The sequence below is a fragment of the Massilia sp. BGA-UO-ETr-WB1 genome, assembly GCF_059567845.1.
In genome coordinates this window covers 431512-455301 of record NZ_JCAQOT010000025.1, presented here as the reverse complement: position 1 = coordinate 455301, position 23790 = coordinate 431512, and the positions used below count along the sequence as shown (strand labels likewise).

At 59.6% G+C, this 23790-nt stretch carries 17 protein-coding genes and 1 tRNA gene; 7 read left to right on the top strand and 11 right to left on the bottom strand.

Annotation, left to right across the window (positions count from 1 at the left end):
* Positions 1-9 precede the first annotated feature (9 nt).
* The 3 genes from AC56DV_RS20130 to AC56DV_RS20120 all read left to right on the top strand — a co-directional run bounded on the left by AC56DV_RS20130 (position 10) and on the right by AC56DV_RS20120 (position 6358).
* Positions 10-1755 (top strand): site-specific DNA-methyltransferase, encoded by a 1746-nt coding sequence (locus tag AC56DV_RS20130; RefSeq protein WP_496316006.1) that lies wholly within the window; start codon positions 10-12, stop codon positions 1753-1755.
* Position 1756: 1 nt separating this feature from the next.
* A complete protein-coding gene (locus AC56DV_RS20125; RefSeq protein ID WP_496316005.1) occupies positions 1757-4558 on the top strand; it encodes a DEAD/DEAH box helicase in 2802 nt (933 codons plus the stop codon).
* A gap of 285 nt (positions 4559-4843) precedes the next feature.
* Positions 4844-6358: a hypothetical protein gene (locus tag AC56DV_RS20120; RefSeq protein WP_496316004.1), complete on the top strand. Its 1515-nt coding sequence runs from the start codon at positions 4844-4846 to the stop codon at positions 6356-6358.
* A gap of 191 nt (positions 6359-6549) precedes the next feature.
* Here the strand turns inward: AC56DV_RS20120 and AC56DV_RS20115 are convergent, their stop codons facing one another.
* The 3 genes from AC56DV_RS20115 to AC56DV_RS20105 all read right to left on the bottom strand — a co-directional run bounded on the left by AC56DV_RS20115 (position 6550) and on the right by AC56DV_RS20105 (position 8192).
* Complete coding sequence (locus AC56DV_RS20115; RefSeq protein WP_496316003.1) at positions 6550-7509, bottom strand: DUF932 domain-containing protein; 960 nt, start codon at positions 7507-7509, stop codon at positions 6550-6552.
* Between the two features lie 159 nt (positions 7510-7668).
* Positions 7669-7992 (bottom strand): hypothetical protein, encoded by a 324-nt coding sequence (locus tag AC56DV_RS20110; RefSeq protein ID WP_496316002.1) that lies wholly within the window; start codon positions 7990-7992, stop codon positions 7669-7671.
* Positions 7993-8027: 35 nt separating this feature from the next.
* Complete coding sequence (locus tag AC56DV_RS20105) at positions 8028-8192, bottom strand: hypothetical protein (protein WP_496316001.1); 165 nt, start codon at positions 8190-8192, stop codon at positions 8028-8030.
* Between the two features lie 490 nt (positions 8193-8682).
* On the opposite strand from AC56DV_RS20105, the gene AC56DV_RS20100 reads away from it, so the two are divergent.
* Entirely contained in the window at positions 8683-10890 is a 2208-nt protein-coding gene (locus tag AC56DV_RS20100; protein ID WP_496316000.1) for an AAA family ATPase, read from the top strand.
* A 273-nt stretch (positions 10891-11163) separates the two neighbouring features.
* Here the strand turns inward: AC56DV_RS20100 and AC56DV_RS20095 are convergent.
* The 5 genes from AC56DV_RS20095 to AC56DV_RS20075 all read right to left on the bottom strand — a co-directional run bounded on the left by AC56DV_RS20095 (position 11164) and on the right by AC56DV_RS20075 (position 16705).
* Positions 11164-11253, bottom strand: a tRNA-Ser gene (locus tag AC56DV_RS20095).
* 22 nt (positions 11254-11275) lie between these two features.
* Complete coding sequence (locus AC56DV_RS20090) at positions 11276-13333, bottom strand: putative bifunctional diguanylate cyclase/phosphodiesterase (RefSeq protein ID WP_496315999.1); 2058 nt, start codon at positions 13331-13333, stop codon at positions 11276-11278.
* Between the two features lie 2 nt (positions 13334-13335).
* A complete protein-coding gene (locus tag AC56DV_RS20085; protein ID WP_496315998.1) occupies positions 13336-14439 on the bottom strand; it encodes an EAL and HDOD domain-containing protein in 1104 nt (367 codons plus the stop codon).
* Positions 14440-14725: 286 nt separating this feature from the next.
* Entirely contained in the window at positions 14726-15346 is a 621-nt protein-coding gene (locus tag AC56DV_RS20080; protein ID WP_496315997.1) for a response regulator transcription factor, read from the bottom strand.
* 15 nt (positions 15347-15361) lie between these two features.
* Positions 15362-16705 carry a cache domain-containing protein gene (locus AC56DV_RS20075; protein WP_496315996.1) on the bottom strand — a complete coding sequence of 448 codons (1344 nt, stop codon included), beginning with the start codon at positions 16703-16705 and terminating at the stop codon, positions 15362-15364.
* 187 nt (positions 16706-16892) lie between these two features.
* On the opposite strand from AC56DV_RS20075, the gene AC56DV_RS20070 reads away from it, so the two are divergent.
* Both AC56DV_RS20070 and AC56DV_RS20065 read left to right on the top strand, forming a co-directional pair.
* The gene (locus tag AC56DV_RS20070) at positions 16893-18953 is read left to right on the top strand and encodes a carbon starvation CstA family protein (RefSeq protein ID WP_496315995.1); all 2061 of its coding nucleotides are present in this window, start codon (positions 16893-16895) and stop codon (positions 18951-18953) included.
* On the top strand, positions 18953-19153 hold the full coding sequence (locus AC56DV_RS20065) for a YbdD/YjiX family protein (protein ID WP_057155826.1): 201 nt from the start codon (positions 18953-18955) through the stop codon (positions 19151-19153). Before AC56DV_RS20070 ends, AC56DV_RS20065 begins: the two co-directional genes overlap by 1 nt.
* 52 nt (positions 19154-19205) lie before the next feature.
* On the opposite strand, the gene AC56DV_RS20060 is transcribed toward AC56DV_RS20065, so the two are convergent.
* Positions 19206-19901: a hypothetical protein gene (locus AC56DV_RS20060; protein ID WP_496315994.1), complete on the bottom strand. Its 696-nt coding sequence runs from the start codon at positions 19899-19901 to the stop codon at positions 19206-19208.
* A gap of 376 nt (positions 19902-20277) precedes the next feature.
* Positions 20278-21321, bottom strand: coding sequence for an AAA family ATPase (locus tag AC56DV_RS20055; protein ID WP_496315993.1), 1044 nt, complete (start codon positions 21319-21321; stop codon positions 20278-20280).
* A 39-nt stretch (positions 21322-21360) separates the two neighbouring features.
* Between AC56DV_RS20055 and AC56DV_RS20050 the strand changes: the two genes are divergently transcribed.
* Complete coding sequence (locus AC56DV_RS20050) at positions 21361-21600, top strand: hypothetical protein (protein ID WP_496315992.1); 240 nt, start codon at positions 21361-21363, stop codon at positions 21598-21600.
* A 51-nt stretch (positions 21601-21651) separates the two neighbouring features.
* Here AC56DV_RS20050 and pnp read toward each other — a convergent pair whose 3' ends face one another.
* Positions 21652-23778: a polyribonucleotide nucleotidyltransferase gene (gene pnp / locus AC56DV_RS20045; RefSeq protein ID WP_496315991.1), complete on the bottom strand. Its 2127-nt coding sequence runs from the start codon at positions 23776-23778 to the stop codon at positions 21652-21654.
* Between the last annotated feature and the right edge of the window lie 12 nt (positions 23779-23790).

Genomic DNA, 23790 nt, shown 5'->3' with positions numbered 1-23790 from the left:
ACGAAACCAATGAAACTAGAACTCACTTGGACGGGCAAGGACAAACGTCCACGCTTAGAACCGCGCATTCTTTTAGAGGACCATGCACTGTCATATCAACGCCCGCGCCAAGCGCGGGGTACGGCAGATCTGCTAGGAGATAGTTCAACTGAGATCCCTCAAGCATTCAATGACAACGTATTGATCCAAGGCGACAACCTACTGGCTCTCAAAGCGCTGGAAGTAAAATATGCCAATCAAGTGAAATGCGTCTATATTGACCCTCCCTACAATACCGGGTCTGCATTCGAGCTCTATGATGATGCAGTCGAACATTCCACATGGCTGTCGCTGATGAGGGACAGACTCGAAATCATCCGAAATCTGCTCGCGCCGAGCGGATTCGTATGCTGTCATATCGACGACTCCGAAGGGCATTACCTAAAGGTCTTAATGGACGAGGTTTTCGGACGCTCCAATTACGTTGTAACGCTCTATGTCCAAGTTCGATACGCGGACAAAACGCTCAAGCAAGACATGGCGTTTCACAAACAGGTCGAACAAATTCATGTATATCGCAAGGAATACGGAGCGCTGCCAAACCAAAACATCAAGGACCTGTCCTTCGAGAAATTCTGTTACCACGTAGCCGAAGTCGGTAAAGCTAAGGAAATTACTCTCGGAGGAAAACTAGTATCCGTGTTCCCATCTGGCCACTGGAAAGTTGAGAAGCGTGAGGGATCGTCTACGGGACTAAAGGAAATTTGGGCAACAGGCTCTATCCTCGACGGAAATTCTTCCGGCCGCTTCTTCAGAGATTACCTAACCGGACGGGTTGAAGAAGACGGCCTCGGCGCACTGTACAAAGTCGAAGGGATTGGCGATGACGGACTTGGATACAGGTACCTAACTGGCCCTGCGCGCGCAACAGCTACCAAAGGCAAATACTACCAAGGAGTCCCATTGGGAAAACTTGAGCCGGACGCCAAGCCGCAAACTTCACCAATTGAAAACTTTTACGATCTTGCGGCGAACTTCGGCAACTGTCGCCATGAGGGGGGCGTCGAATTCCGCTCGGGTAAGAAGCCTGAAGCATTACTTGAAATAGTACTTAAGCACTTCTCGTCGCCTGGAGATCTCGTGCTGGACTCCTTTGGCGGCTCCGGCAGCACTGGGGCCGCAGCGCACAAAATGGGCCGCCGATGGATAATGATCGAGCTGGGTGAACATTGCCGAACCCACATTGCAGCCAGGTTGAAAAAGGTGATTGATGGCGACGATTCGACCGGAATTTCTAAGTCCGCAAACTGGCAAGGTGGTGGCGGCTTCCGCTACTTCCGCCTTGCTCCGTCCCTTTTAAAGAAAGATAAATGGGGTAACTGGATAATCAATCCTGAATACAATGCTGAAATGTTGGCGGAAGCAGTGTGCCGTCACATGGGGTTCATCTATGCACCGAGCGCCGCGCACTTCTGGCTGCACGGCCATAGTTCGGAGGCAGACTTCATTTACGTTACGACGGGCAGTCTGAGCCACGATCAGCTTCGCACAATCAGCGAGGATGTGGGCTCGGAGCGCTCGCTGATGATCTGCTGCAAGGCGTTCATGGCCGATGCCGAAGCATTCCCGAATCTCACACTTAAGAAGATCCCGAAGTCCATTCTCGGCAAGTGCGAATGGGACCATGATGACTACAGCTTCAGCATCAACGTGCTTGAAGAGCAAGAGGAATGCGTTTCGCTCGTAGAGGCCGACAGCGAGGAAGGTCCAGAATAAGATGAACGAACACATTGATGGCCGCAAAGCAGCCAACCAGATCGCAGCCCGTCTTTCGTTACGGACGCCACAACGGGAGTCCCTCGAAATCCTAACCGACTTGCTCGAACAGATGTCCCTGACTAAAGACGCGGATCTCCAGCGCTGGCTCGCGATAGCCAAGCGCCAATATCCGACGGTCCGTTCGTTCGAGCGAAACTTTCCATCCCTGTGTTTTGCTCTAGCGACCGGGGTCGGTAAGACTCGCCTTATGGGAGCGATGATAGCGTGGTTGTACATCACCGGGCGCAGTCGGCATTTCCTCGTACTGGCACCTAATCTGACAATCTTCGAAAAGCTCAAGCAAGATTTCACAATGGGCAGTCCCAAGTACGTATTTTCCGGTATACCGGAACTCGCACAGACGCCGCCCGTTATAGTGACGGGGGACGATTATGTGGATGGTCGTGGCGTCCGGCTTGACTACGCGGTTCCTTCTACGCTTACCGCCGATATGTTCGGAGCTGACTCGGCTCCCCATATCAACATTTTCAACATTGCCAAGATCAACGCAAGGGACAATAAGCAAGGCACGGTAAAGTCATCAGTCGCGAAGGTGCGGCGCTTCCAAGAGTACCTTGGTGAATCGTACTTTGATTACTTGTCGAACCTCCCTGATCTCGTCGTACTGATGGATGAAGCGCATCGCTACTATGCGAGCGCAGGCGCCCAGGCGATCAATGACCTGCGCCCAGTGCTGGGGATAGAGCTGACAGCTACACCAAAGACAGTTGGTGCAAGTCCGCGCGAGTTTACAAATATTGTCTACCATTACCCGCTTGCTCGCGCACTTGGCGATGGCTACGTAAAAATACCAGCAGTAGCGACCAGAAAGGACTTCCGTCCTGACCAGTACAGCCCGGAAAAGCTGGAGGAGATCAAACTTGAGGATGGCATCCATCATCACGAGTATGTGAAAATCGAACTGGAGAACTACTCTCGGAGCCACGATGCCAAGGCGGTAAAGCCGTTCATGCTCGTCGTGGCACAAGACACGACGCATGCTTCTGCGTTGAAGACCTATATCGAATCGGACAGGTTCTTCGACGGCCGATACAAGGGGCGGGTCATTGAGGTCCACTCGAACCAAACCGGTGAAGAGTCCGATGAGGCAATGCAACGCCTGCTGGCAGTTGAACATGACGAAATGACAGAGGTCGTCATCCACGTCAACAAACTGAAGGAAGGATGGGACGTAACCAATCTGTACACGATCGTACCGTTGCGCGCGTCAGCCTCCGAGATCTTGACGGAGCAAACGATTGGACGCGGCCTGCGTCTGCCATATGGAAAAAGAACGGGGGTAGAGGCTGTAGATAGGCTCTGCATCGTCGCGCATGATCGTTTCCAGGAAATTGTAGACCGTGCAAATGACGCGGAGTCGATAATCCGGAAAACCATCTACATCGGATCTTCGGACGATGCTGACGTGCCTGACCGACAGCCACAGGTCATTACAACAGGATCGGTCGCGGAAATACTGTCTACCGGACGCATGCCTGAGCAGAACGGCATCGCCGTAGAGCAGACGCAGCTTGGGGGAACTGAAGTCCAGCCGGTCGATCCTCGCCGCGCAACTTTCGTTGATTTTGCAATCCGAGCTATCCAACAAGAGGCCGCAAGCCTGCCATCCAGCAAAGCATTAGACAGTGAGGCCGTCCAGCGGCGACTAGTTGACCGCGTGAAAACTTGGGCTCGCGAAAGCGCGCCCACGCAACAAACACTGCCGGGTATGACGACCCAGATTGCGGATCCTGCCAGCGAAGATGAGATGGTAGCAAAGGTCGTTCAAGAGGTCACAGAGCGGATTATTGAGCTGACTATCGACGTGCCGCAGATCGTGGTCCTGCCGACGCGCGAAGTGAACTATCATTTCCTCGATTTTGATTTGGAGCGTCTGGATCGTATTAATTACCAGCCAGTCAGCCAAGAACTTCTCTTGCAATACCTCGAAAACAACCAGCAGGCCCGGATTCAGTGGGATAGCAATGACTCTCGCGAGGAAGTGCTGGAGAACTATGTCGTTCGCCATCTGGTCAGTCAGGACGCAGTCGATTATGACGAGCACGCGGACCTACTCTACAAGCTCGCGGGACAGGTTGTCGGGAGACTTCGGTCGTATCTAGCCGACGCGGCCCAAGTCGAAAACGTGCTCGTCTACTGGCAGCGACAACTCGGAGAATTCGTCTGGACGCAAATGTTGGAGCATGTCTCAATAACGCCCACGGACTACATCGGGAAGATCACGCATGGGTTCGATGTACTACGGCCGGCGAGTTTTACTTTGGCTGCTGGTGAAAAGCCGCGCAATTTCCGGGAACCTATCCTTGAAAAACGCCTTGTCCGACAAATGGTCTTCAAGGGATTCTTGAAGTGCTGTTACCCATATCAGAAATTTCATTCGGTAGACGGTGAGTGGCGTCTGGCGCAAATACTAGAGGACGATACTGACGTGCTGAAATGGATGAAACCAGCGCCAGGACAATTCCGCATTGAGTACGAAGGCGGCAAAAATTATGAACCGGACTTCGTCGTCGAAACGCGGGATAGCTGCCTATTGATAGAACCCAAGCGAGCAGATCAAGTCGAGGTAGACGAAGTAAGGGCAAAAGCCCGTGCTGCCGTCCGCTGGTGCGCATATGCTAACCAGCACTCGGAAAGACACGGAGGGAAGCGGTGGGCGTATCTTCTGGTACCAGACGACGCAATCACACTGGGACGCAGCGTTAACGGACTGACTGCGGAGTTCGAACTCTCGGATTGACCATTCGCTCGAGACCGGCTGAAATTACCAGGCGGGATATATATAAGTCCTCGCCCGGTTTTTAAGCGCATGGCTATGCCATGGGCATGGTCGAACGACAGCGCTGTTCAATACGTTTCACAACTGCTTCAGCAGGCCCATTGAATCCCTTCAGCTAATTCCAAAGTTAGATCACCCATGAACCCTGCTGGCATCGACACTAGTGCACTCCTCACCATGCTGGGCTTGATTGCTGCGGTTTGGGCACTCGTGCCAAGCACTGCCAGGCTAAGCTTTCGGTTAAGCTTGAACAGCTTCGACTGGCTGGTCATCTGGGCCGTGCTGCTCGTCATCCATGGTTTTTTCTTCGAGCCCGTACTCACCACACTTGGGCTCCCCACTTTGGGCCCCTGGTTGTGGGGCTTCGACAAGAGCGCCACCCAGTACCTACTATTCTTGTTACTCGCTGCGTTCGTCTACTGGCGTTCGCGCAGGACTAGGTTGACACGGTGGAACCTTGGACTCTTCGATGATCTGACCACGTCGCTCTTGCACTCCGAGAAGCATGAGGAACTTGCCGACTTGCTCCAACGTCATCTAGGATCGGCACTGGACCTGGCAATGCCCAAGAGCGTGCGCAGCCGTTTGGCTAACGCCATCCGCCCACCGCACCCCGGTCTCCAAGTCGTATTCCACGACGATGGGTCAATCACGTTGGGAACGGGCGCATCGACGAGTTGGCTATTCCACAGATGGTTCAGCTTTCGCGAGTGGCTTGCCGACTTGGTTGGTCCGTCACAGCGAGTCCAGCGCCGTGCTGCCCTCGTTGTGAAGCGGCTGCTTTCGTCATCCCGCTTGGTCGGACATCTCGCCATTGCTCGACCATACCTCTGCCTGAAGGTCATGGAACGCGCGACGCGCCTTGTAGAAAGCTTCCAAGACGAGTTTTTTAACGCGCTACTGGCAGACGAGGCCAGCGTCTTCTACAGCGACCTCAAGAACAACGACAACTTTGGCGAGGGCGGACACCGACTGGCACTGCCGGATGAGAACCGCCTCTTGCGGTTCTATTGCGTTAACGTTGACTTGGCCGCCCGTCTCGGGGTTTACCGGTCAGTCGGCGAGGCCGTACTCGCTCGAATTGATGCGGATGAAGTTCTCAACAAGAAGCTCAATGGGCGACTGCTGACATTTCAAAATATTGGAAAGTACCACGACCCTGTGTATACGGGCATCTGGTTTTTCAGAATTATGGTATTGGAAGGCCTGCATCAGCGCGTCGCCGACCACTTGTGGCTCCACTACATGCCTCATTTCGCCAGCCACCTAGTCGACAGCGCTCGCGAAGTTCTGCCGGAAGATGAAAGTCAGGAGTTTCCAACGCCGCTGGGCTATCTGCTGTATGAAGTGGTTGACGCCACTGTAGTGTGGGTGAAAGATGCCGACGCTCTGACGAAGCCTGGCGACGTGCTGCTTCCCGACCAGCTCGAAGGAAATCACATTTACATTTCCTTCGAAGCCGCAGAAGCCAGCGGCCGGGTTGTCAAGGCCATTCTGATGTCTCCGCGCGTGCCCAAACGACTCAAGGAACAATTGCTTGGTGTAGCGCTGACCACCCTGCGGGACCTGGAGCAAACCGCGCATCTTGCGCCTTTGGCCAGGGTGATGCGGGCGCACCTCATCGAGCCGTACGGATTCAGGGAACAGAACAACTATCTGCATATCCTGAAGCAATGCTTCGATGAACAGGACCATGTGCTTCAGGCTGGCCTGGGGCGATTTAGTGAGGAGCTCGACGCTGCGCACGGAGATGCGCCATGAGACTGCATTGCGTCAGAACGTGAGGGAAATGGATGCATTCCCTACGACTGCTTTGCAGCTCCAGATAGACGGGACCTGATGTCGCAGTTAGGGCAGATGCTGCCGGTCGCTGGACATCGGGCGTCAGTTCAAGTCTGAGCTAGTAGAGATTAGCACGTCAGCCGGACTTCATATCGTCACAAGCAGTCAGTTTATGCGATCATCATTAGTGCCTGATCAAGCGCCCTGTCCTTCACTGCAGCCCCCGGACCAAACCATGCCGATTCCAGTCGATGGTCTGCACTTCGCGCTCGCCGCTCATGGTCCACAAACTCCGTCACGGCGTTGAGCAGGCCAAAAACCGTCCCTTTTGCCGACGCCAGTTCGGCTCCTCGTCCGCGCCCATCAAATAACGCCATGACCTTTGCCGTGATGCGGTCGCTCGCATTGCCGCCGCCTTCGTGCTTCTCGTCTGAAAAGACACGGGAAAGGTAATTCTTCGCCTCATGCGTTTTCACCTTTCGCTCGCTCAGCCCCTTCATTTGGTACATGAAAGAGCTCCACGTTGAAACCGAAATGCCAAGCTGGCGCTTGACGGCCTGCGCATCGAACGCCGTGCTGTGCCGCACTTTCACCGCACCGCTGCTGGCTCCCAAGGCTACCGCCAGCGTATTGTTGCAGACAACGCGAACACTGGTAAACTGCGCCGTCGTCGCCAGCGTACCATCGCATGCGGTGGCAAGAAGGACGTAGCCGTTGCTCACGTCATTGCCCTTGAGCGTTGACGATTGGCCGGTGCGGGCCAACGCCCAAATTTTCCGGCCGCCCTTCAGCACTCCAGCAGTTTCAAGCTCAAAGCCGGAGACCTCTGTAAGGTCTCGGTAGAACTCCAGTATTTCACGCGGCTGCACTACTTGGAAGCGCTGGCTAACAACGGACAGCGGTGCTTGAGTGTCGGAGCGGAACAGCACTTTGTTTTCAGGATACGACGCGATTACGCCAGGGCTGTTGGCCTCGTTCGTCACGAAGCTGACCGGCGATTCGCAGATGCGCCAATCCATGCCAGCTTGTTGCGCCCAGACTTCGATAGGCTGTCCGGCGCCAAGTTGATTTCCCAAGCCATGCCAAGGGGTTTCGTGCAAGTAAGCCATCGTTTCAAGCAAGTGTGCCATTAGGTATTTCCTTTCTTTGTTGAGGCGTATCTAAGCCTCAATCCGAATCCGGACTGAAGGGCAAGTACGATGAGGGGAAGGTATTGCTAGAGGTATGCCCAATGACGGGTATCCCCTTGAACTGTCAGCATCGGGCTGACAAGGGACTGCGGTTAGACGCTACGTTTCGTAAAAAATCGGCTCCAGGACTTCTTCGCTCTTTTTGCCAAAGCTTAATTCGCAGTCCATGCACAGGAAATTATCGAGAATGTTCTCATCGACAATTTCGCCGAGCGCAGCGCCAGCAGAGCCCCCGGCAGCACCGCAAACCAGGGCACCAATGACTGCGCCTGCGACACCACCTAGAACAACGCCAGGTGGCCCTGCAAACGCCCCGGCAAGAGCGCCAAGCTCTGCACCACTGGCGGCGCCAGCTGCGCCACGAACTGCACCAGCAATCGCGCCGACAGCACAGACCAGTCTTCTCGCGTAGTCCTTGGTCACGATCCGGTCGGATTCACATCGTGGGCATCGGCGCGTCATCCTTCAACGCTCCGGGGGGCGAATCGTGCGGCTGCTAGGCTCGACTCCGCATTGACCCTTTTGTAGTGATCGCGCACAGCATTGCGCCGCACTCGCTCCATGTACGTGATGAAGCTTGCCGCTGACAAAAAACCAGCTACAAAAACGATGGAAAATGCCATAAGGTGCTCCAAGGGAGATGCGTGTGGTCGCATGATGAATCCTTCAAAAAGTATGGTTGGAATGAACTAGACGGCTATACCGTCCGTGGAAAAACACCGAGGGCATAACTCCGCAGCCAGATGGCTGCGGAGTTATGCCCTCGGTTGATGAGGTAAGGTCCAGAAGAGGCGCTCCGTGAAGCATTCCCCGATAGATCAGTTCCCTGTTCTCCCTTCAACGATATAGATCTGAAATTTTCTAGCTCGATCCAACTTTTGGGAGCTATCGCCCCATCAGTCAGCGCATGGGTATGCGGTGCCTTCCAAGAAGTGGAAGTGTCTTAGCATTTGATAGCTTATCTAAGCAGTCCGCTCATCACTTTTCACCTTGCCAACAAAGGGCATCCTGCGATGCGATGGCCTGGACAAGACAGCATTTCAAAAATTCAATTTTCATTATGGATTTCGTTGTAGCATTACTTCTCGTTCCTTTTGGAAAGAAGAGCTGCCCGTGATCGAATCCTTAAACATCGCAAAGACGGCGACCTACGGCGAGGCGCCGCAGACCCTCGGCGGGCTCGCACGCTTCAACTTCCTCTTCGGTTCCAATGGTGCTGGTAAGACTACGATCACAAAAGTGATCGCCAATCCTGCTGGCCATCCCAACTGTTCGCTGATATGGAGAAAAGGGACACCGCTCGAAGCATTGGTCTACAACCGCGACTTCGTAGAACGCAATTTCAATACGGCTCCGCGCCTCAAAGGTATCTTCACCCTGGGCGAGCAGGACATCGCCAACCTCGAAGCCATCGCCGCCAAAAAGGCCGAAGCGGACGCGATAGGCAAGACCATCGACCAGTTGAGCAATACACTCCATGGTGCGGACCAGAATTCGGGGAAGAAAGGGGAACTGGTCGAACTGGAAGCCCACATCAAGGACAAGTGCTGGGCTCAGCAGCAGAAGCACGCAAACATCTTCAAGGAGGCGTTCACGGGCTCTCGCAATAGCTCCGAGCGATTCAAGGAGCGAACGCTCACGGAGATGGCATCGAACAAGGCCGAGCTAAAACCGCTGGACTATCTCACCGAGAAGGCCAAGACGGTTTTCGGGCCGACTCCCATCATTGAGTCTGCGGTTCCGGCGCTTGGCACCACAGGAGTCACAGAGCACGAATCAAACCCGATCCTCACTAAGAAGGTTATCGGCAAAGAGGACGTGAATATCGCTGAGTTGATCCAGCGACTGGGCAGCAGCGACTGGGTCAAACTAGGCCAAGTGTTCTACGGAAAGAGCGCGCCGACATGTCCATTTTGCCAGCAGAAGGTGCTCGACGGCTTCGAGGCCAGCCTGTCCAGCTACTTTGACGAGACGTTCGAGCAGGACACCAAGGCCATCGCCGATCTGCAAAACAATTACGCCCGCGACGCTGACACATTACGCGCGAGGCTAAAAGCGGTTGCCGACGCAGAATCGAAGTTCATGGACATGGCGGCATTCGTTGCCGAGCAGTCGGCCATCGAGTCGCGGCTCGCCACGAACACGCTCCTGATATCCAACAAGCGCAAGGAACCGAGTCTCCCCATTCAGCTTGAATCGCTGGCTGAAATGCTTGCCGCCGCCGTGAAGCTGATAGCGGAGGCCAACAGCGCCGTCGCAGCCCACAACAAGATCGCTCAGAATATCACCAAGGAGCGCTCCGACCTAACTGGCCAAGTGTGGAAGTATGTCCTGGAAGTGGAGCTCAAAGCAGACCTGGCCGCATACGTCACCAAGCGCGCAGGGCTCGCGGCTGCGATCACGAAGCTGAGCGGGCAAATCCAAGAGGCCGATGCATCCAAGCTTACAGTCGGGAAGGACATCAAAACGTTAGAGAAGTCGGCGACGAGCATCGAGCCCACCGTCGATGGAATCAACGCCCTCTTGAAGTCATTTGGCTTTCGAAGCTTCGCACTCGCCAAGGCGGACGATGGCCCGTTTTACAAACTGGTCCGCTCCAATGGCAGCGACGCCAAGGAATCGCTCAGTGAGGGCGAGCGGTCGTTCGTTACGTTCCTCTACTTCTATCATCTACTCAAAGGCAGCGAGAACGAGAGCGGAATGACGGCCGACCGCGTCGTCGTATTCGACGATCCCGTCTCCAGTTTGGACAGTGACGTACTGTTCATCGTCAGCAGCCTGATCAAGTCGCTGTTCGACCATGTGCGTGAGCACAAGGGGAACATCAAACAGATTTTCATCCTCACGCACAACGTCTACTTCCACAAGGAGGTTACCTACACATCAAACCATCGCGAAGACAACAAGGCGGGTGAGCGGACTTATTGGACTGTCAGGAAAGGCGACGCAGGGGCCACGGTTCAACAGCACCCATCCAACCCCATCAAGACCTCTTACGACTTGCTATGGGCTGAGCTGCGCCGGGAGGAGAAGTCTCCGTTGACGGTCCAGAATACAATGCGGAGAATACTTGAAAACTATTTCAAGATTTTAGGTCGAATCGATTTCGACAAGATTTGCGACCAGTTCGAGGGCCAGCAGAAGGCCATGTGTCGTTCACTGTTCGCGTGGGTCAACGACGGCTCGCATTTTTCCCACGATGACGCGTTCTACACGTTCGACCAAGCCTCAATCGATGTGTATCTAGAAATCTTCAAACAGGTCTTTGTCAAGGCGAACCAAGAAGCCCACTACGACATGATGATGGCTGGTCCGCAGTGATCTGGGACAGAGCTCGATGTAATGAAACCCGCATAGGGCCATCAAGCGCTGGCGACGGCGGCTAGGGCTTGAACTTCGGGTTGCGACCATAAGCCGTTAGCGAGTTCCCCGCCCTTAACACGGCTCATGACCTATTTCCACGAAAGCGAATAATTTCCAAGGGGAAATATACGACTAACCATCAACCACACACTAATTTGATAGTCAATTTGATTGTCAACTGCATCAACAATCAACAAAAACCAATTAAATCAATTACTTAGCTATAATTAATGGCGGAAGCGGTGAGATTCGAACTCACGAACAGTTTAACCCGTCGGCAGTTTTCAAGACTGCTGCCTTCAACCACTCGGCCACGCTTCCTGGGTGCCAGCATTATACAGAATTACCGCCCTTCCGCCAGCCAGTCTTCCCGCAGCGCTTTTTCGAACTCAAGCGCTGGCAGCGGCTTGGAGAACAGGTACCCTTGCACTTCGTCGCAGCCACTGTCCTTCAGGAAGGCAAGCTGCTCCACCGTTTCCACCCCTTCGGCGATCACTTTGTGGTTGAGCTGCTGGGCGATGCTGATGATGGTGCTGGCGATGGCGCAATCGCTGGCGTCGGTCGGGATGCCGGTGGTGAAGGAGCGGTCGATCTTCAAGGTATCGATCGGGAAGCGCTTCAGGTACGACAGACTGGAGTAGCCGGTGCCGAAGTCGTCCAGCGACAGGGTCACGCCCAGCACAGTAATCCGGTCCATGATGCCGATCACGCGGTCGATGTTGTGCATCAGCGTGCTTTCGGTGATTTCCAGCTCCAGCCACGACGGTTCCAGCCCGTAGCGCTCCAGCGTTTCTTTCACCCGCCCCGGCAGCGCGGAGGTGAATTCGCGGGCGGAGACGTTGACGGCCAGGCGGATCGGCGGCACGCCGGCGTCTTTCCAGGTTTGCGCTTGGGCACAGGCGGCTTCGAGCACCCATTCGCCCACTTGCACCACCAGCCCGGTGGCTTCGGCTAGCGGGATGAATTCGGCCGGCGGCACCAGGCCGCGCTCGGGATGCCGCCAGCGCACCAGCGCTTCGGCGCCGATGATCTTGCTGTCGGCGATGGAGAACTTGGGCTGGTAGTGCAGCTCGAGCTGGCCGTTGCCGAGCGCTTGCCGCAGCCCGGATTCGATGCGCATGCGCTCTTGCATGCCCTGGTTCATGTCGCGGCTGTAGAAGGCCACGTGCTCGGCCTCCGAGTCGCCGCCCTGCTTGGCGCGGTACATGGCGATGTCGGCCAGCCGCAGCAGCGTTTCGGCGTCGGCGCCGTCTTGCGGGTAGACGCTGATGCCGATGCTGGCCCCTACCCTCAGGTCGTGCCCGTCCACCATGAAGGGCTCGTTGAGCGCGGCCAGCAGTTTGTGCGCGACGCGGCTCGCTTCGTAGTGCTGGCCGATGTCGAACAGGCCGACGGCGAACTCGTCGCCGCCCAGCCGCGCCACCAGGTCCTGGTCGCGCAGCACCACGCGGAAGCGCGCGGCGACTTCTTTCAGCAGCGCGTCGCCGATGCGCCGGCCCAGGGTGTCGTTGATGAGCTTGAAGCGGTTCAGGTCGATGAACAGCACGCAGCCGTGCAGCTTGCTGCGCTGGGCCACCGTCAGGGCCTGGTCGACCAGCTTGGTCAGCAGGGTGCGGTTGGGCAGGCCGGTCAGCGCGTCGTAGTAGGCCAGGTGATGGATGCGCTCTTCGGCCAGCTTGCGCTCGGTGATGTCGGTCAGGTAGGCGATCATGCCGGTGGGCTTGCCGTCCATGTCGTGCAGGGTGGACAGCGACAGGCTGGCCCAGAACGCTTCGCCGGACTTTTTCTTGCGCCGCACTTCCATCAGCCGTCCGCCGTGCTCGAGGAAGGAGTCGCTGAAGCCGACGTCTTCGTCGTCGTACAGGAACAGGATGTTGCGCCCCACCGCTTCCACCGGGGTGTAGCCGAACAGGCGCTCGGCGCCCTTGTTCCAGCTGGTGATGAAGCCGTTCATGTCCATCGTCAGCACCGATTCGTGGATCTGGTCCAGGATCTGGGACTGGTGCTGCAGCTGCGCTTCCACTTGCACGTAGGCGTGCGTGCTGCGCTGGGCGATGGAGTGCACTTGCAGCACGCTGGCGGCCAGCGCGGCCAGGCCGGCCAGGTGCTGGCGCTCGGCGTCGCTGTAGTCGTCGCGGCCGGCCACTTCGAAGCGGCCGAAGTACTGGTTTTCGAAACGGACTTCCTGCACCAGGCCGCCCGCCCATGGGTCGTCCCCGCCTGCGCCGCCCGCCGCGCCGCCTTCCGTGCCGGCCGGCAGGTAGCGTCCTTGCGGCGAGTGCACCACGTCGCGGGCGATGCGGCCCAGCTCCTCCGCGAGGGCCGCGCCGCGCAAGCGCAGTACCGCATCGCACAGGGCCGCGCTGCTGCCCAGGAAATCGGAGACCGGGTGGGCCAGCATGGCTATAGGTTCCTGCTCACCTGGATCGCCCAGTGGCACGCTTGCAGCAGGCTGCGCCAGTGCGTTTCGTGGTCGATGCCCAGGTCGTGCAGGGCGCTGGTGTCGGGCATGTCCTGCTCCACCAGCTTGAGCATGTCGCCCATCGGGCCGGCGCGGTCCAGCAGCGCCATCACCACGTCCAGGTCCAGGCTGAGCGCGCTGACGATTTCCGTCATCGGCATGTCGAGCAGCACGTCCAGCAGCGAGAACACGCCGGCCACGAAGGCCATGTCCTGCTGGTCGCGGTCGCCGCCGCGCGCCTTGGCCAGCGCTTCCATGCGCGCCGCGCGCACGGCCGCCAGCGGCAGCAGCGCGTTGGCGCCGCCGTCGTCCTGCTGGCGCGCGTACAGCAGCAGCTGCAGCCAGCGCTGCAGCTGGCGCCGGCCCAGCACGTTGATGGCCTGGCCGAAGCTGTGGATCGGGGATTTGGGCGCGAACGCGGCCGAGTTCACCACCTTGAGCAGGTGGTAGGCCAGCGCCGGGTCTTGCTTGAGCAGGATTTCCAGTTCGCGCGAGTCGGCGTCGCGCGCCAGCAGGCCGAGCAGCGCCAGCAGGCGCTTGCGCGAGGTGCCGTCGGCGGCGCTGCTTTCGCGCTGCGGGTGGCGCACGTAGTCGCCGCTGAACAGGGTAAAACCGGCCGCGCGGCAGGTTGCCAGCCGCGCCGGGGTGTCGACGTTCAGGGCCAGGTGCGGGCCGGCCATGGTGAGCATGACCAGTTCGCTGGGCAGGGTTTCGCGGCAGTCGAAGGCCAGGCTGCGGATGGCGCATTTGGCGGCGTGGATGCCGGCTTCGCCCTCCACCATCAGGCGGTAGCCGGCTTCGGCCAGTTGCTTGCACTTGGCTTGCATTTCATCGGTGGCGCAGTCGGCGGCGGAAATGCGCAGCACGGTGCGCGCCGGCGACAGGAACGCCAGCTGGCTGACGTCGTACTGCTGCAGGCCGGCGATGGTGACGAGGTAGTCCAGCGGCGCCAGCGCGGCGTCCATGTCGGGATAGCCGAACACGGATTGCAGCGCGGCCAGCTGGGGCTCGTTGGGGACGGCGGAAATTTGGAATGACAGGGCCACCCACTCGTTTTGAGCGTTGGACACCGCTGTGAGGCCCACCAGAGGAAATGGGCTTGCTTCAGACAAGGACATCAGAATCTCGGCGTGGGTAGTGCGTACAATAGTAGAGCAAATATTGATTCAGGGCAATTATTTAAGCACCAAATAGCGACGGTTCGCATTCTCCGTTGCCTGGGAGCAGGAATATATCAGAAATTGCCGATTGGACAGGTTCAATACGCTAGAGTGTGCGCTCTGATCGTGACATTTGGAGACATTCGGCGGCCATGCTGCGCCGAGGTCTCATTTACGGCGTGCCATTGGCAAACTGGACGGCATAGCGTATCAATTCGGCCTGCCCTTCGATGCCCAGCTTGCGCTTGATGTTGAGGCGGTGGGTTTCCACCGTGCGCACCGACAAGTCCAGGTCGCGCGCAATCTGTTTGTTGGACTGGCCGTTGGCGATGTGCAGCAGCACCTGGTGTTCGCGCGAGGTGAGCTGGGCGTCCAGGTTTTGCGGCTTGGCCAGCTGGCGGGCCAGCGCGGCACTGTAATAGATGCCGCCGGACATCACCGTTTCGATGGCCACCACGATGTCCTTGCCGGGCGCGTCCTTGAGCACGTAGCCGCGCGCGCCGGCCTGGATGGCTTGCGACACGTATTCCAGCTTGTCGTGCATGGACAGGATGAGCACGGCGATATCGGGGAATTGCTCGCTGAACTGGGCCGTGGCTTCGATGCCGTTGCCGCCGCGCATATTAATATCCATCAGCACCAGGTCCACGGTGCAGTGGCGCGCCTGTTCCAGCGCTTCCTGCGCGCCGCCGGCCTCGGCCACCACTTCGAATTGCGGCACGGCTTCCAGGCGGGCGCGCAGGCCGTCGCGCACCAGGGGGTGGTCGTCCACCAGCAGAATCTTGATCGTCATTGCGTTAGCTTTCGTTTAGCACTCATTCGACACATGGGCCAGCAGCACGGTGCCCGCCGGCGAGGACGAGATGGAGAATTGTCCTCCGATGGCTTCCATGCGCTCCATCATATTGCGTAAGCCGATGCCGCGCTTGGGGTGGACGGCGATGCTGTCGGCGTCGAAGCCGTGGCCGTCGTCGCTGATGCGCAGGGTGACGGCGCGGTTGGCCCCGGTCAGGCTGATCTCGATGTGGCTGGCGCCCGCATGGCGCTCGATATTGGTCAGCGCCTCCTGGGCGATACGGAACAGCACGGTGTTCGCCACTTCGGGCAGGTCCTCGGTGCTGCCTTCGGCGGAGAACACGATGGGCACCTTGCTGCTGAGGCGGAATTCCTCGGCCAGGTGGCTGAGCGCGGCGGCCAGGCCCAGGTCGTCCAGCAGCGCCGGGCGCAGGTTGTGCGAAATGCGGCGCACTTCGCCCAGCACGTTGTTGAGCTGTTCGGCGGCGTGCTCGAACACGCCCTGCGCCGGCACGTTGCCGAGGCGGATGATGCCCGCTTCGATCTGCAGCTTGATCGACACCAGCCACTGCGAAATGCCGTCGTGCAGGTCGCGCGACAGGCGCGCCCGCTCCTCTTCCTGCGACTCCACCACGCGCTGCGCCAGCGCCTTGAGCTTGGCGTCCGCCACGCGCAGCTCGCTGATGTTGAGCGCCACGCCGGCGCCCGCCACCACCAGCGCGGCCGCGATGGCAATGCCGGCAATCCACAGCATGGTGTTCTGGATGTTGGCGCGCTGCTGGGTGTCTACTTTTTCCAGCGCGCGGTCCACGTCGTCCAGGTAGATGCCGGTGCCCAGCATCCAGCCCCACTCCTTGAGCAAAATCACATAGCCCAGCTTGGGCGCCGGCTGGTGGCTGGACGGCTTGACCCAGTAGTAGCGCTCGTAGCCGCCGCCGGCCTGGGCGCGCTGCAGCAGGCGCTGGATGGTGGGCGTGCCGTTCTGGTCCTTCAGCTCCCACAGGTTCTGCCCCACCAGTTCGGGCTGGCGCGGGTGCATCAGGGAGTTGCCTTTTAGATCATAGATAAAGAAATATCCGTCATCACCAAAGCTCAGCGAGCCGAGGATGCGCTTGGCCTCGTCCATGCTGGCCTGGTCCTTGGCGCCGGATTTGTACAGCCGCGAGATGGAGTGCGTGGCCAGCGTCACGTAGTGCTCCAGCTCGGCTTCCTTGCTGGCCAGGTAGGCTTGCTGGATGGTGTCGCGCTGCTGCTGGGCGAGCACGTTGGCCTGGTGCCGCACGGCCAGCGCAATGGCGCACAGGGCCAGGATCAGCGGCGTAATGGCCAGGAAAATGACTTTTTGGCGCAACTTCATAGTGGTGTCCGAGCTCGGTTCCAGGGGCGATGAGGCGGATTGTACGTTGCAAGGGCCGCCCGGCGCTCCGTATTAGTACGTAGTCTATCTGCGTAGTGCTGCGCTTGTGACAGATATTTGTTTCCTGAATACTAGCCATAAGCTGCGCGAAGTCCGCAGCATCCTATATCTCTCTCGGAGGAAATCCATGCAAGCACTCCTACGCAAGCTCGGCTGGGCGGCACTGTCGCTGGCCGGCGCAAGCGCCCTCGGCGTCATCGCGCTCAAGCGCGGCGAAGCCATCAGCGCCATCTGGATCGTCATCGCGGCGGTCTGCGTCTACCTGATCGCCTACCGCTTCTACAGCCTGTTCATCGCCAAGGAAGTGATGAGCCTGGACAAGAACCGCATGACCCCGGCCTACAAGTTCAACGACGGCCTGGACCACGTGCCCACCAATAAATACGTGCTGTTCGGCCACCACTTCGCGGCCATCGCCGGCGCCGGTCCGCTGGTCGGCCCCGTGCTGGCCGCGCAGATGGGCTACCTGCCCGGCATGCTGTGGATCCTGGCCGGCGTGGTGTTCGCCGGCGCGGTGCAGGACTTCATGATCCTGTTCATCTCCATGCGCCGCGACGGCAAGTCGCTGGGCGACCTGATCAAGTCCGAGCTGGGTCCGATCCCGGGCAATATCGCGCTGCTGGGCACCTTCATGATCATGGTCATCATCCTGGCGGTGCTGGCGCTGATCGTGGTGAAAGCGCTGACCGGCTCGCCGTGGGGCAGCTTCACCGTCATGGCCACCATCCCCATCGCGCTGTTCATGGGCGTGTACTCGCGCTATATCCGCGTGGGCCGCATCGGCGAAGTGTCGATCATCGGCTTCGTGCTGCTGATGCTGGCCATTGTCGGCGGCCAGTACGTGCAGGAGAACCCTGCCCTGGCGCCGATGTTCAACTACACCGGCACTGAACTGACCTGGATGCTGATCGGCTACGGCTTCATCGCTTCCGTGCTGCCCGTGTGGCTGCTGCTGGCCCCGCGCGACTACCTGTCCACCTTCCTCAAGATCGGCACCATCGTCGGCCTGGCGCTGGGCATCGTGATCGTCGCCCCTTACCTGCAGATGCCGGCCGTGACCAAGTTCATCGACGGCACCGGCCCGGTCTGGTCGGGCAACCTGTTCCCCTTCCTGTTCATCACCATCGCCTGCGGCGCCGTGTCCGGCTTCCACGCGCTGATCTCGTCCGGCACCACGCCGAAGATGATCGAGAACGAATCGCATGCCCGCTTCATCGGCTACGGCGCCATGCTGATGGAATCCTTCGTCGCCATCATGGCGCTGGTGGCCGCGTCCACCATCGACCCGGGCATCTACTTCGCCATGAACGCGCCGGCCGCGCTGCTGGGCACCACGCCTGAAGCGGCGGCCGCCGTCATCTCCGGCTGGGGCTTCCACATCACGCCCGAAACGCTGGTGCAGACCGCCAAGGACGTGGGCGAGCACTCCATCATCTCGCGCGCCGGCGGTGCGCCGACGCTGGCGGTGGGCATGGCCCACATCCTGTCGAACGTCATCGGCGGCAAGGCCATGATGGCATTCTGGTACCACTTCGCCATCCTGTTCGAAGCGCTGTTTATCCTCACCGCTGTGGACGCGGGCACCCGCGCCGGCCGCTACATGCTGCAGGACTTGCTGGGCGCCTTCCATCCAGCGCTGAAGGATTCCAAGAACGTGTTCGCCGGCCTGCTGGCCACCGCGCTGTGCGTGGCGGGCTGGGGCTACTTCCTGTACCAGGGCGTGGTCGATCCGCTGGGCGGCATCAACACCCTGTGGCCGCTGTTCGGCATCGCCAACCAGATGCTGGCCGGTATCGCGCTGATCCTGGCAACCTGCGTGCTGTTCAAGATGAAGCGCGCGCGCTTCGCCTGGGTCACCATGGTGCCGACCGTGTGGCTGCTGCTGTGCACCCTGACCGCCGGCTTCCAGAAGATCTTCGACGCCAATCCTAAGATCGGCTTCCTGGCCCACGCCGCCAAGTACTCGGCCGCCATTGCCGAAGACAAGGTGCTGGCCCCGGCCAAGTCCATGGCGCAGATGCACCAGATCGTCTTCAACGATTATCTGGACGCGTCGCTGGCGGGCTTCTTCATGGTGGTGGTGTTGAGCGTGCTGGTGTTCGGTGTGCGCACCGCGATGATCGCGCGCGCCAACGCCAAGCCGACCGTGAAGGAAAGCCCGATGCAAGTTATGCCGGTGGTGCAATAATGTTCCAGGAACTGGTACAAGCCGGCCGCTACCTCGGGCAAAGCATGCGCCTGATGGTGGGCCTGCCGGAGTACGACACCTACGTGGCCCATCATGAAAAGACCCATCCGGATCAGCCCATGATGAGCTACGAGGAGTTCTTCCGCGAGCGCCAGGAAGCGCGCTACGGCGGCGCCGGCAAGCGCGGCGGCTGCTGTTAAGCTTCCTTCCCCCTAAAGCCCCATGCTCCCCATGGGGCTTTTTCTTGGTTCTTCACGGATTTCCGGGAAAGTGTTTCGCTGCACGGCGCTTACGGCGGCTGCGTCGCCCTGGGCGGCGTTGGGCATTACCGCTCGCCGGTGCCGGAGTATCGGACACGGGGCGAGCCGGTGGGCTGTTGGCCTGTACGGTAGCGCGTCGCGGGCTTTCAACACGCACGTTGTCAACCGAACGGCCAACTGTTGGGCGCCCGTGCGGCTGCCGCTCGTTCTCTTGCGGCGGGCGGCCTGCCTGAACCGCGCTGCCAAGCAAGCGTGCTATAGCGGCTTTGCTCGCCGACCTGCAGACATCGGCCAGCAGCCATTCATCACTGCCTGGCAGGCGTAGCCAGATGGCCTTCCAGGCGTTGCGGTTGCCGCTGCCTTGCAGATTCGCGAAGCACGACGGCGACACTGCGCGCTCGCCATACTTGATTTCCGCCCCTTCCACCGTGGCGTAGTAGGGCTGCTTGCCGAAACTGGCGCGCAGCCTGGTGCCGTCCGGAAGAAATACCTGCTTCCACTGGTATCCCGCCTCGGATGGCGCCTGCAGCGCCTGTTCGGCTGCCGGCGCCTGCTTTACGAAGTTGTCGATGGCCTGGCAAACGAACGGTTCCAGGTTATAGGTATCCGACCACCATTTTCCGGTGAATTCGCCCAGCGCTTGCAGTGTCTCGAAAGGGAGATGGACCGGGAGTGTATGGATGGACATGGTGTGCCTCTCGAAAAGTGGTTTTTACTATGCGCTGCTAACCAGCGCTAAGCAGTGCTACAACGCGCTACCCGTTACTAAAGTTGCGATGCCGAACGATAGGCAATGCCAGATTGTCTTGCCCATGCTGGTTAGATGCGTCTAGTGACGTTTAGTTCCGGCTTGGCGAAGAATCGTGCGGAATATCGCGGTATATAGCGATGTAGTAAGGGGTAGCATGTTTTAGTAAAAAGCCGAAAACACGAGACACGGCCCAGCGTCGCCGGGCCATCGAGCGGTGCGGCCACAGCGAGGGGAAGGCTGCAAGTTGACGTTTCGCAGTTCGATTCCCGGAAATCCGTGAAGAACCTTTTCCTTTTGGGCGCTCTGCTTGTCCTCAGGGACTCAGGCGCTGCAGCACGGTGGCGATGCGCCGCTCCAGCGGGCCTTCCAGCAGTACGTAAGGCGTGCCGCGCCGTGCCAGCTCGGCCAGATACCAGCTGTGCTGGCGCTGGCGGAATTCCGGCTCGCGCCGCGTGCCGTCCTGCACGAACCCAAAGTCCGGCGCGCACAGGAACACGTGATCGTAGCAGCGTTCCACCATCCGCTCCAGCGCGGCGTCCACCTTGCCGAACATCTCGCCCGAATAGAACAAGGTGGTGAGCGCGGACGTGTCGCAGAACAGATAGCGGCGCGCCTGCTGGCGCTGGCGGTCTTCCCGCCGCTGCTGCATTTCCGCGATGCGCACCATGTCGCCGTAGGCAAGCTGACCGCCCTGCTCCACCCATAGCTCGCGCCCATACTCGGCCGCCCACGCGGTCTCCAGGCGCGCCGCCATCGTTTCCGCCATGGTGGTCTTGCCGCTGGATTCCCCGCCGAGGAAACACACCGTCTGCACGAAGCTGGCGTACACCTCGGGCGACAGGAAGGCGCGGTGCGCGTGCGGGTCGCTGCGGACCAGCGTGCCGGACACCGGCACCTCCTTGCGCGCCTGGTCGACGCATACGTGCTGCACCGCGTGCACTGCGCGCTCTGCGTTCGCTGCCGCTGCCGTCCTTGCGCCTGCGCGCCGGTAAAAATACCGCGTCAGCTCGGCCGCGAAGCCGTCGCCATAGTCCTCGCTGGTGAATACCGCATCGACGGTTGTGCCCAGCACGTCCAGGCAGAGCTGGCCGACAAATTCGCGGTGCACCAGCGCGTCCGCGTCGTTGTGCGGCAGCGCGTGCCGCTCGCCGTCCAGCACCAGCACCCGCGCCTGCGGAAAACGCGCTCGCAGCCACTGCTCGCGCTTCCACGGCTCGCAACCGGGCAGATCGGGCAGCGAATAGCTGATGACAATGGTCTCTTCGCACTCATCTATCGCGCGCCGTATCAGCAGCTCGTGCCCCAGGTGCAGAGGGCTGAACTTGCCGACCACCAGCCCGGTCTTGAAAGCCTTCATGCGTGCGCGCCTTGCAGGTCGGATGAGTACTGCCAGGCCGTGGTCTGCAACGACTGCATCCGCTACTGCACCGAGCCGGAATGCCAGGACAGCGTCTTGGCCGGTGAGCGCATTCTGGCGCTGGACGCGAACAACCGGGAACTGCGTCCAGCGTGGCGCCGCACCGTTGAGGAAATCTGCAAGCAGCAAGGCGTGCTTGAAGAGACCCGGATCAACCGCAACAGCCTGTACGTGCGCTGCAAGCCCGACCCCGCCGACCCGTTCCGCAAACTGCAATAAAAAAACCGCCAGGCTTGCGCGCTGGCGGTTTTGGATGAAGCTAGACCTCGATTACTGCGCGGCGGCTGGCGCTGCGCCTTCTTCGGCGGCTGCTTTCATGGACAGCTTCAGGCGGCCGCGGTCGTCGGTTTCCAGAACCTTGACGCGCACTTGCTGGCCTTCTTTCAGATAGTCGGCAACGGCGTTCACGCGCTCGTTGGCGATCTGCGAGATGTGCAGCAGGCCGTCTTTGCCCGGCATCACTTGCACGATGGCGCCGAAGTCCAGCAGCTTCAGCACGGTGCCGTCGTAGGTCTTGCCCACTTCGACCGATGCGGTCAGCTCTTCGATGCGGCGCTTGGCTTCCTGGCCGGCGGCAGCGTCGACGGAAGCGATGGTGACCACGCCTTCGTCGCTGATGTCGATCTGGGTGCCGGTTTCTTCGGTCAGCGCGCGGATCACGGCGCCGCCCTTGCCGATCACGTCACGGATCTTCTCCGGGTTGATCTTGATGGTGATCAGGCGCGGTGCGAAGTCGGACAGCTCGGTCTTCACGTGCGGCATGGCTTTTTGCATTTCGCCCAGGATGTGCTCACGGCCTTCCTTGGCTTGCGCCAGCGCCACTTGCATGATTTCCTTGGTGATGCCCTGGATCTTGATGTCCATCTGCAGCGCGGTAATGCCATTGGCGGTACCGGCTACCTTGAAGTCCATGTCGCCCAGGTGGTCTTCGTCGCCCAGGATGTCGGACAGCACGGCGAAACGGCCGCCTTCCTTGATCAGGCCCATGGCGATACCGGCCACGTGCGCTTTCATCGGCACGCCGGCGTCCATCAGTGCCAGGCAGCCGCCGCAGACGGAAGCCATCGACGAGGAACCGTTCGATTCGGTGATCTCGGACACCAGGCGCACCGAGTAGCTGAACTCGTCAGCTGCCGGCAGCGCGGCGATCAGCGCGCGCTTGGCCAGGCGGCCGTGGCCCACTTCGCGGCGCTTCGGCGTACCGACGCGGCCGGTTTCGCCGGTGGCGAACGGAGGCATGTTGTAGTGCAGCATGAAGTCGTCGGTGTATTCGCCCATCAGCGCGTCGATCTTCTGCGAGTCGCGGGCGGTGCCCAGGGTCGCTACCACCAGTGCCTGGGTTTCGCCGCGGGTGAACAGGGCCGAACCGTGGGTGCGCGGCAGCACCGAGGTGCGGATCGCGATCGGACGCACGGTGCGGGTGTCGCGGCCGTCGATGCGTGGCTCGCCTTCCAGGATCTGCGAACGCACTACCTTGGCTTCCATGTCGAACAGGATGTTGCCAACTTCCACGCCGTCCGGCGCTTCGGCGCCGTTGGCGGCAGCGTCGGCTACCAGGTCGGCCAGCACTTCGGCGGACATGGCGCGCAGCTTGTCGGTACGGGCTTGCTTGTCTTTGGTCTGGTAGGCTTCGCGGATTTTCGACTCGGCGAACTGCGCCACTTTGGCGATCAGCGCTTCGTTCTTCGGCGCTGGCGACCACTGCACTTCAGGCTTGCCGCCGTCACGCACCAGGTCGTGGATCGCGTCGATGACTGCTTTCATTTCGGTGTGGCCAAAGACCACGGCGCCCAGCATGATTTCTTCGGACAGCTGCTGCGCTTCCGATTCCACCATCAGCACGGCGGTTTCGGTACCGGCCACAACCAAGTCCATCTGCGAGGTTTTCAGCTGGGTGGTGGTCGGGTTCAGGATGTACTGGCCATTGGCGTAACCCACGCGGGCGGCGCCGATCGGGCCGTTGAACGGTACGCCGGCTACGCACAGGGCAGCGGAGGCGCCGATCATCGAGGCGATGTCAGGATCGATTTCCGGGTTGACCGACAGCACGTGAATGATCACTTGCACTTCGTTCATGTAGCCTTCCGGGAACAGAGGGCGGATAGGACGGTCGATCAGGCGGGAAGTCAGGGTTTCTTTTTCGGAAGGACGGCCTTCGCGCTTGAAGAAGCCGCCCGGGATTTTACCGGCTGCGTAAGTCTTTTCAAGGTAGTCAACGGTCAGCGGGAAGAAGTCCTGGCCTGGCTTGGCTTCTTTGCGCGCCACGACGGTTGCCAGCACGACGGTGTCTTCGATCGACACCATCACCGCGCCGGACGCCTGGCGAGCGATCTCGCCGGTTTCCAGGGTCACGGTGTGTTGGCCGTACTGGAAGGTTTTCGTAACTTTGTTAAACATGGGTAATCCCTT

Bases quoted from the DNA above. Each gene is read 5' to 3' on its own strand.
- pnp (WP_496315991.1), bottom strand. From the start codon at position 23,778: ATGTTTAACAAAGTTACGAAAACCTTCCAGTACGGCCAACACACCGTG.
- AC56DV_RS20125 (WP_496316005.1), top strand. From the start codon at position 1,757: ATGAACGAACACATTGATGGCCGCAAAGCAGCCAACCAGATCGCAGCC.
- AC56DV_RS20075 (WP_496315996.1), bottom strand. From the start codon at position 16,705: ATGAAGTTGCGCCAAAAAGTCATTTTCCTGGCCATTACGCCGCTGATC.
- AC56DV_RS20080 (WP_496315997.1), bottom strand. From the start codon at position 15,346: ATGACGATCAAGATTCTGCTGGTGGACGACCACCCCCTGGTGCGCGAC.
- AC56DV_RS20060 (WP_496315994.1), bottom strand. From the start codon at position 19,901: ATGTCCATCCATACACTCCCGGTCCATCTCCCTTTCGAGACACTGCAA.
- AC56DV_RS20065 (WP_057155826.1), top strand. From the start codon at position 18,953: ATGTTCCAGGAACTGGTACAAGCCGGCCGCTACCTCGGGCAAAGCATG.
- AC56DV_RS20055 (WP_496315993.1), bottom strand. From the start codon at position 21,321: ATGAAGGCTTTCAAGACCGGGCTGGTGGTCGGCAAGTTCAGCCCTCTG.
- AC56DV_RS20090 (WP_496315999.1), bottom strand. From the start codon at position 13,333: ATGCTGGCCCACCCGGTCTCCGATTTCCTGGGCAGCAGCGCGGCCCTG.
- AC56DV_RS20115 (WP_496316003.1), bottom strand. From the start codon at position 7,509: ATGGCACACTTGCTTGAAACGATGGCTTACTTGCACGAAACCCCTTGG.
- AC56DV_RS20070 (WP_496315995.1), top strand. From the start codon at position 16,893: ATGCAAGCACTCCTACGCAAGCTCGGCTGGGCGGCACTGTCGCTGGCC.
- AC56DV_RS20105 (WP_496316001.1), bottom strand. From the start codon at position 8,192: ATGGCATTTTCCATCGTTTTTGTAGCTGGTTTTTTGTCAGCGGCAAGC.
- AC56DV_RS20130 (WP_496316006.1), top strand. From the start codon at position 10: ATGAAACTAGAACTCACTTGGACGGGCAAGGACAAACGTCCACGCTTA.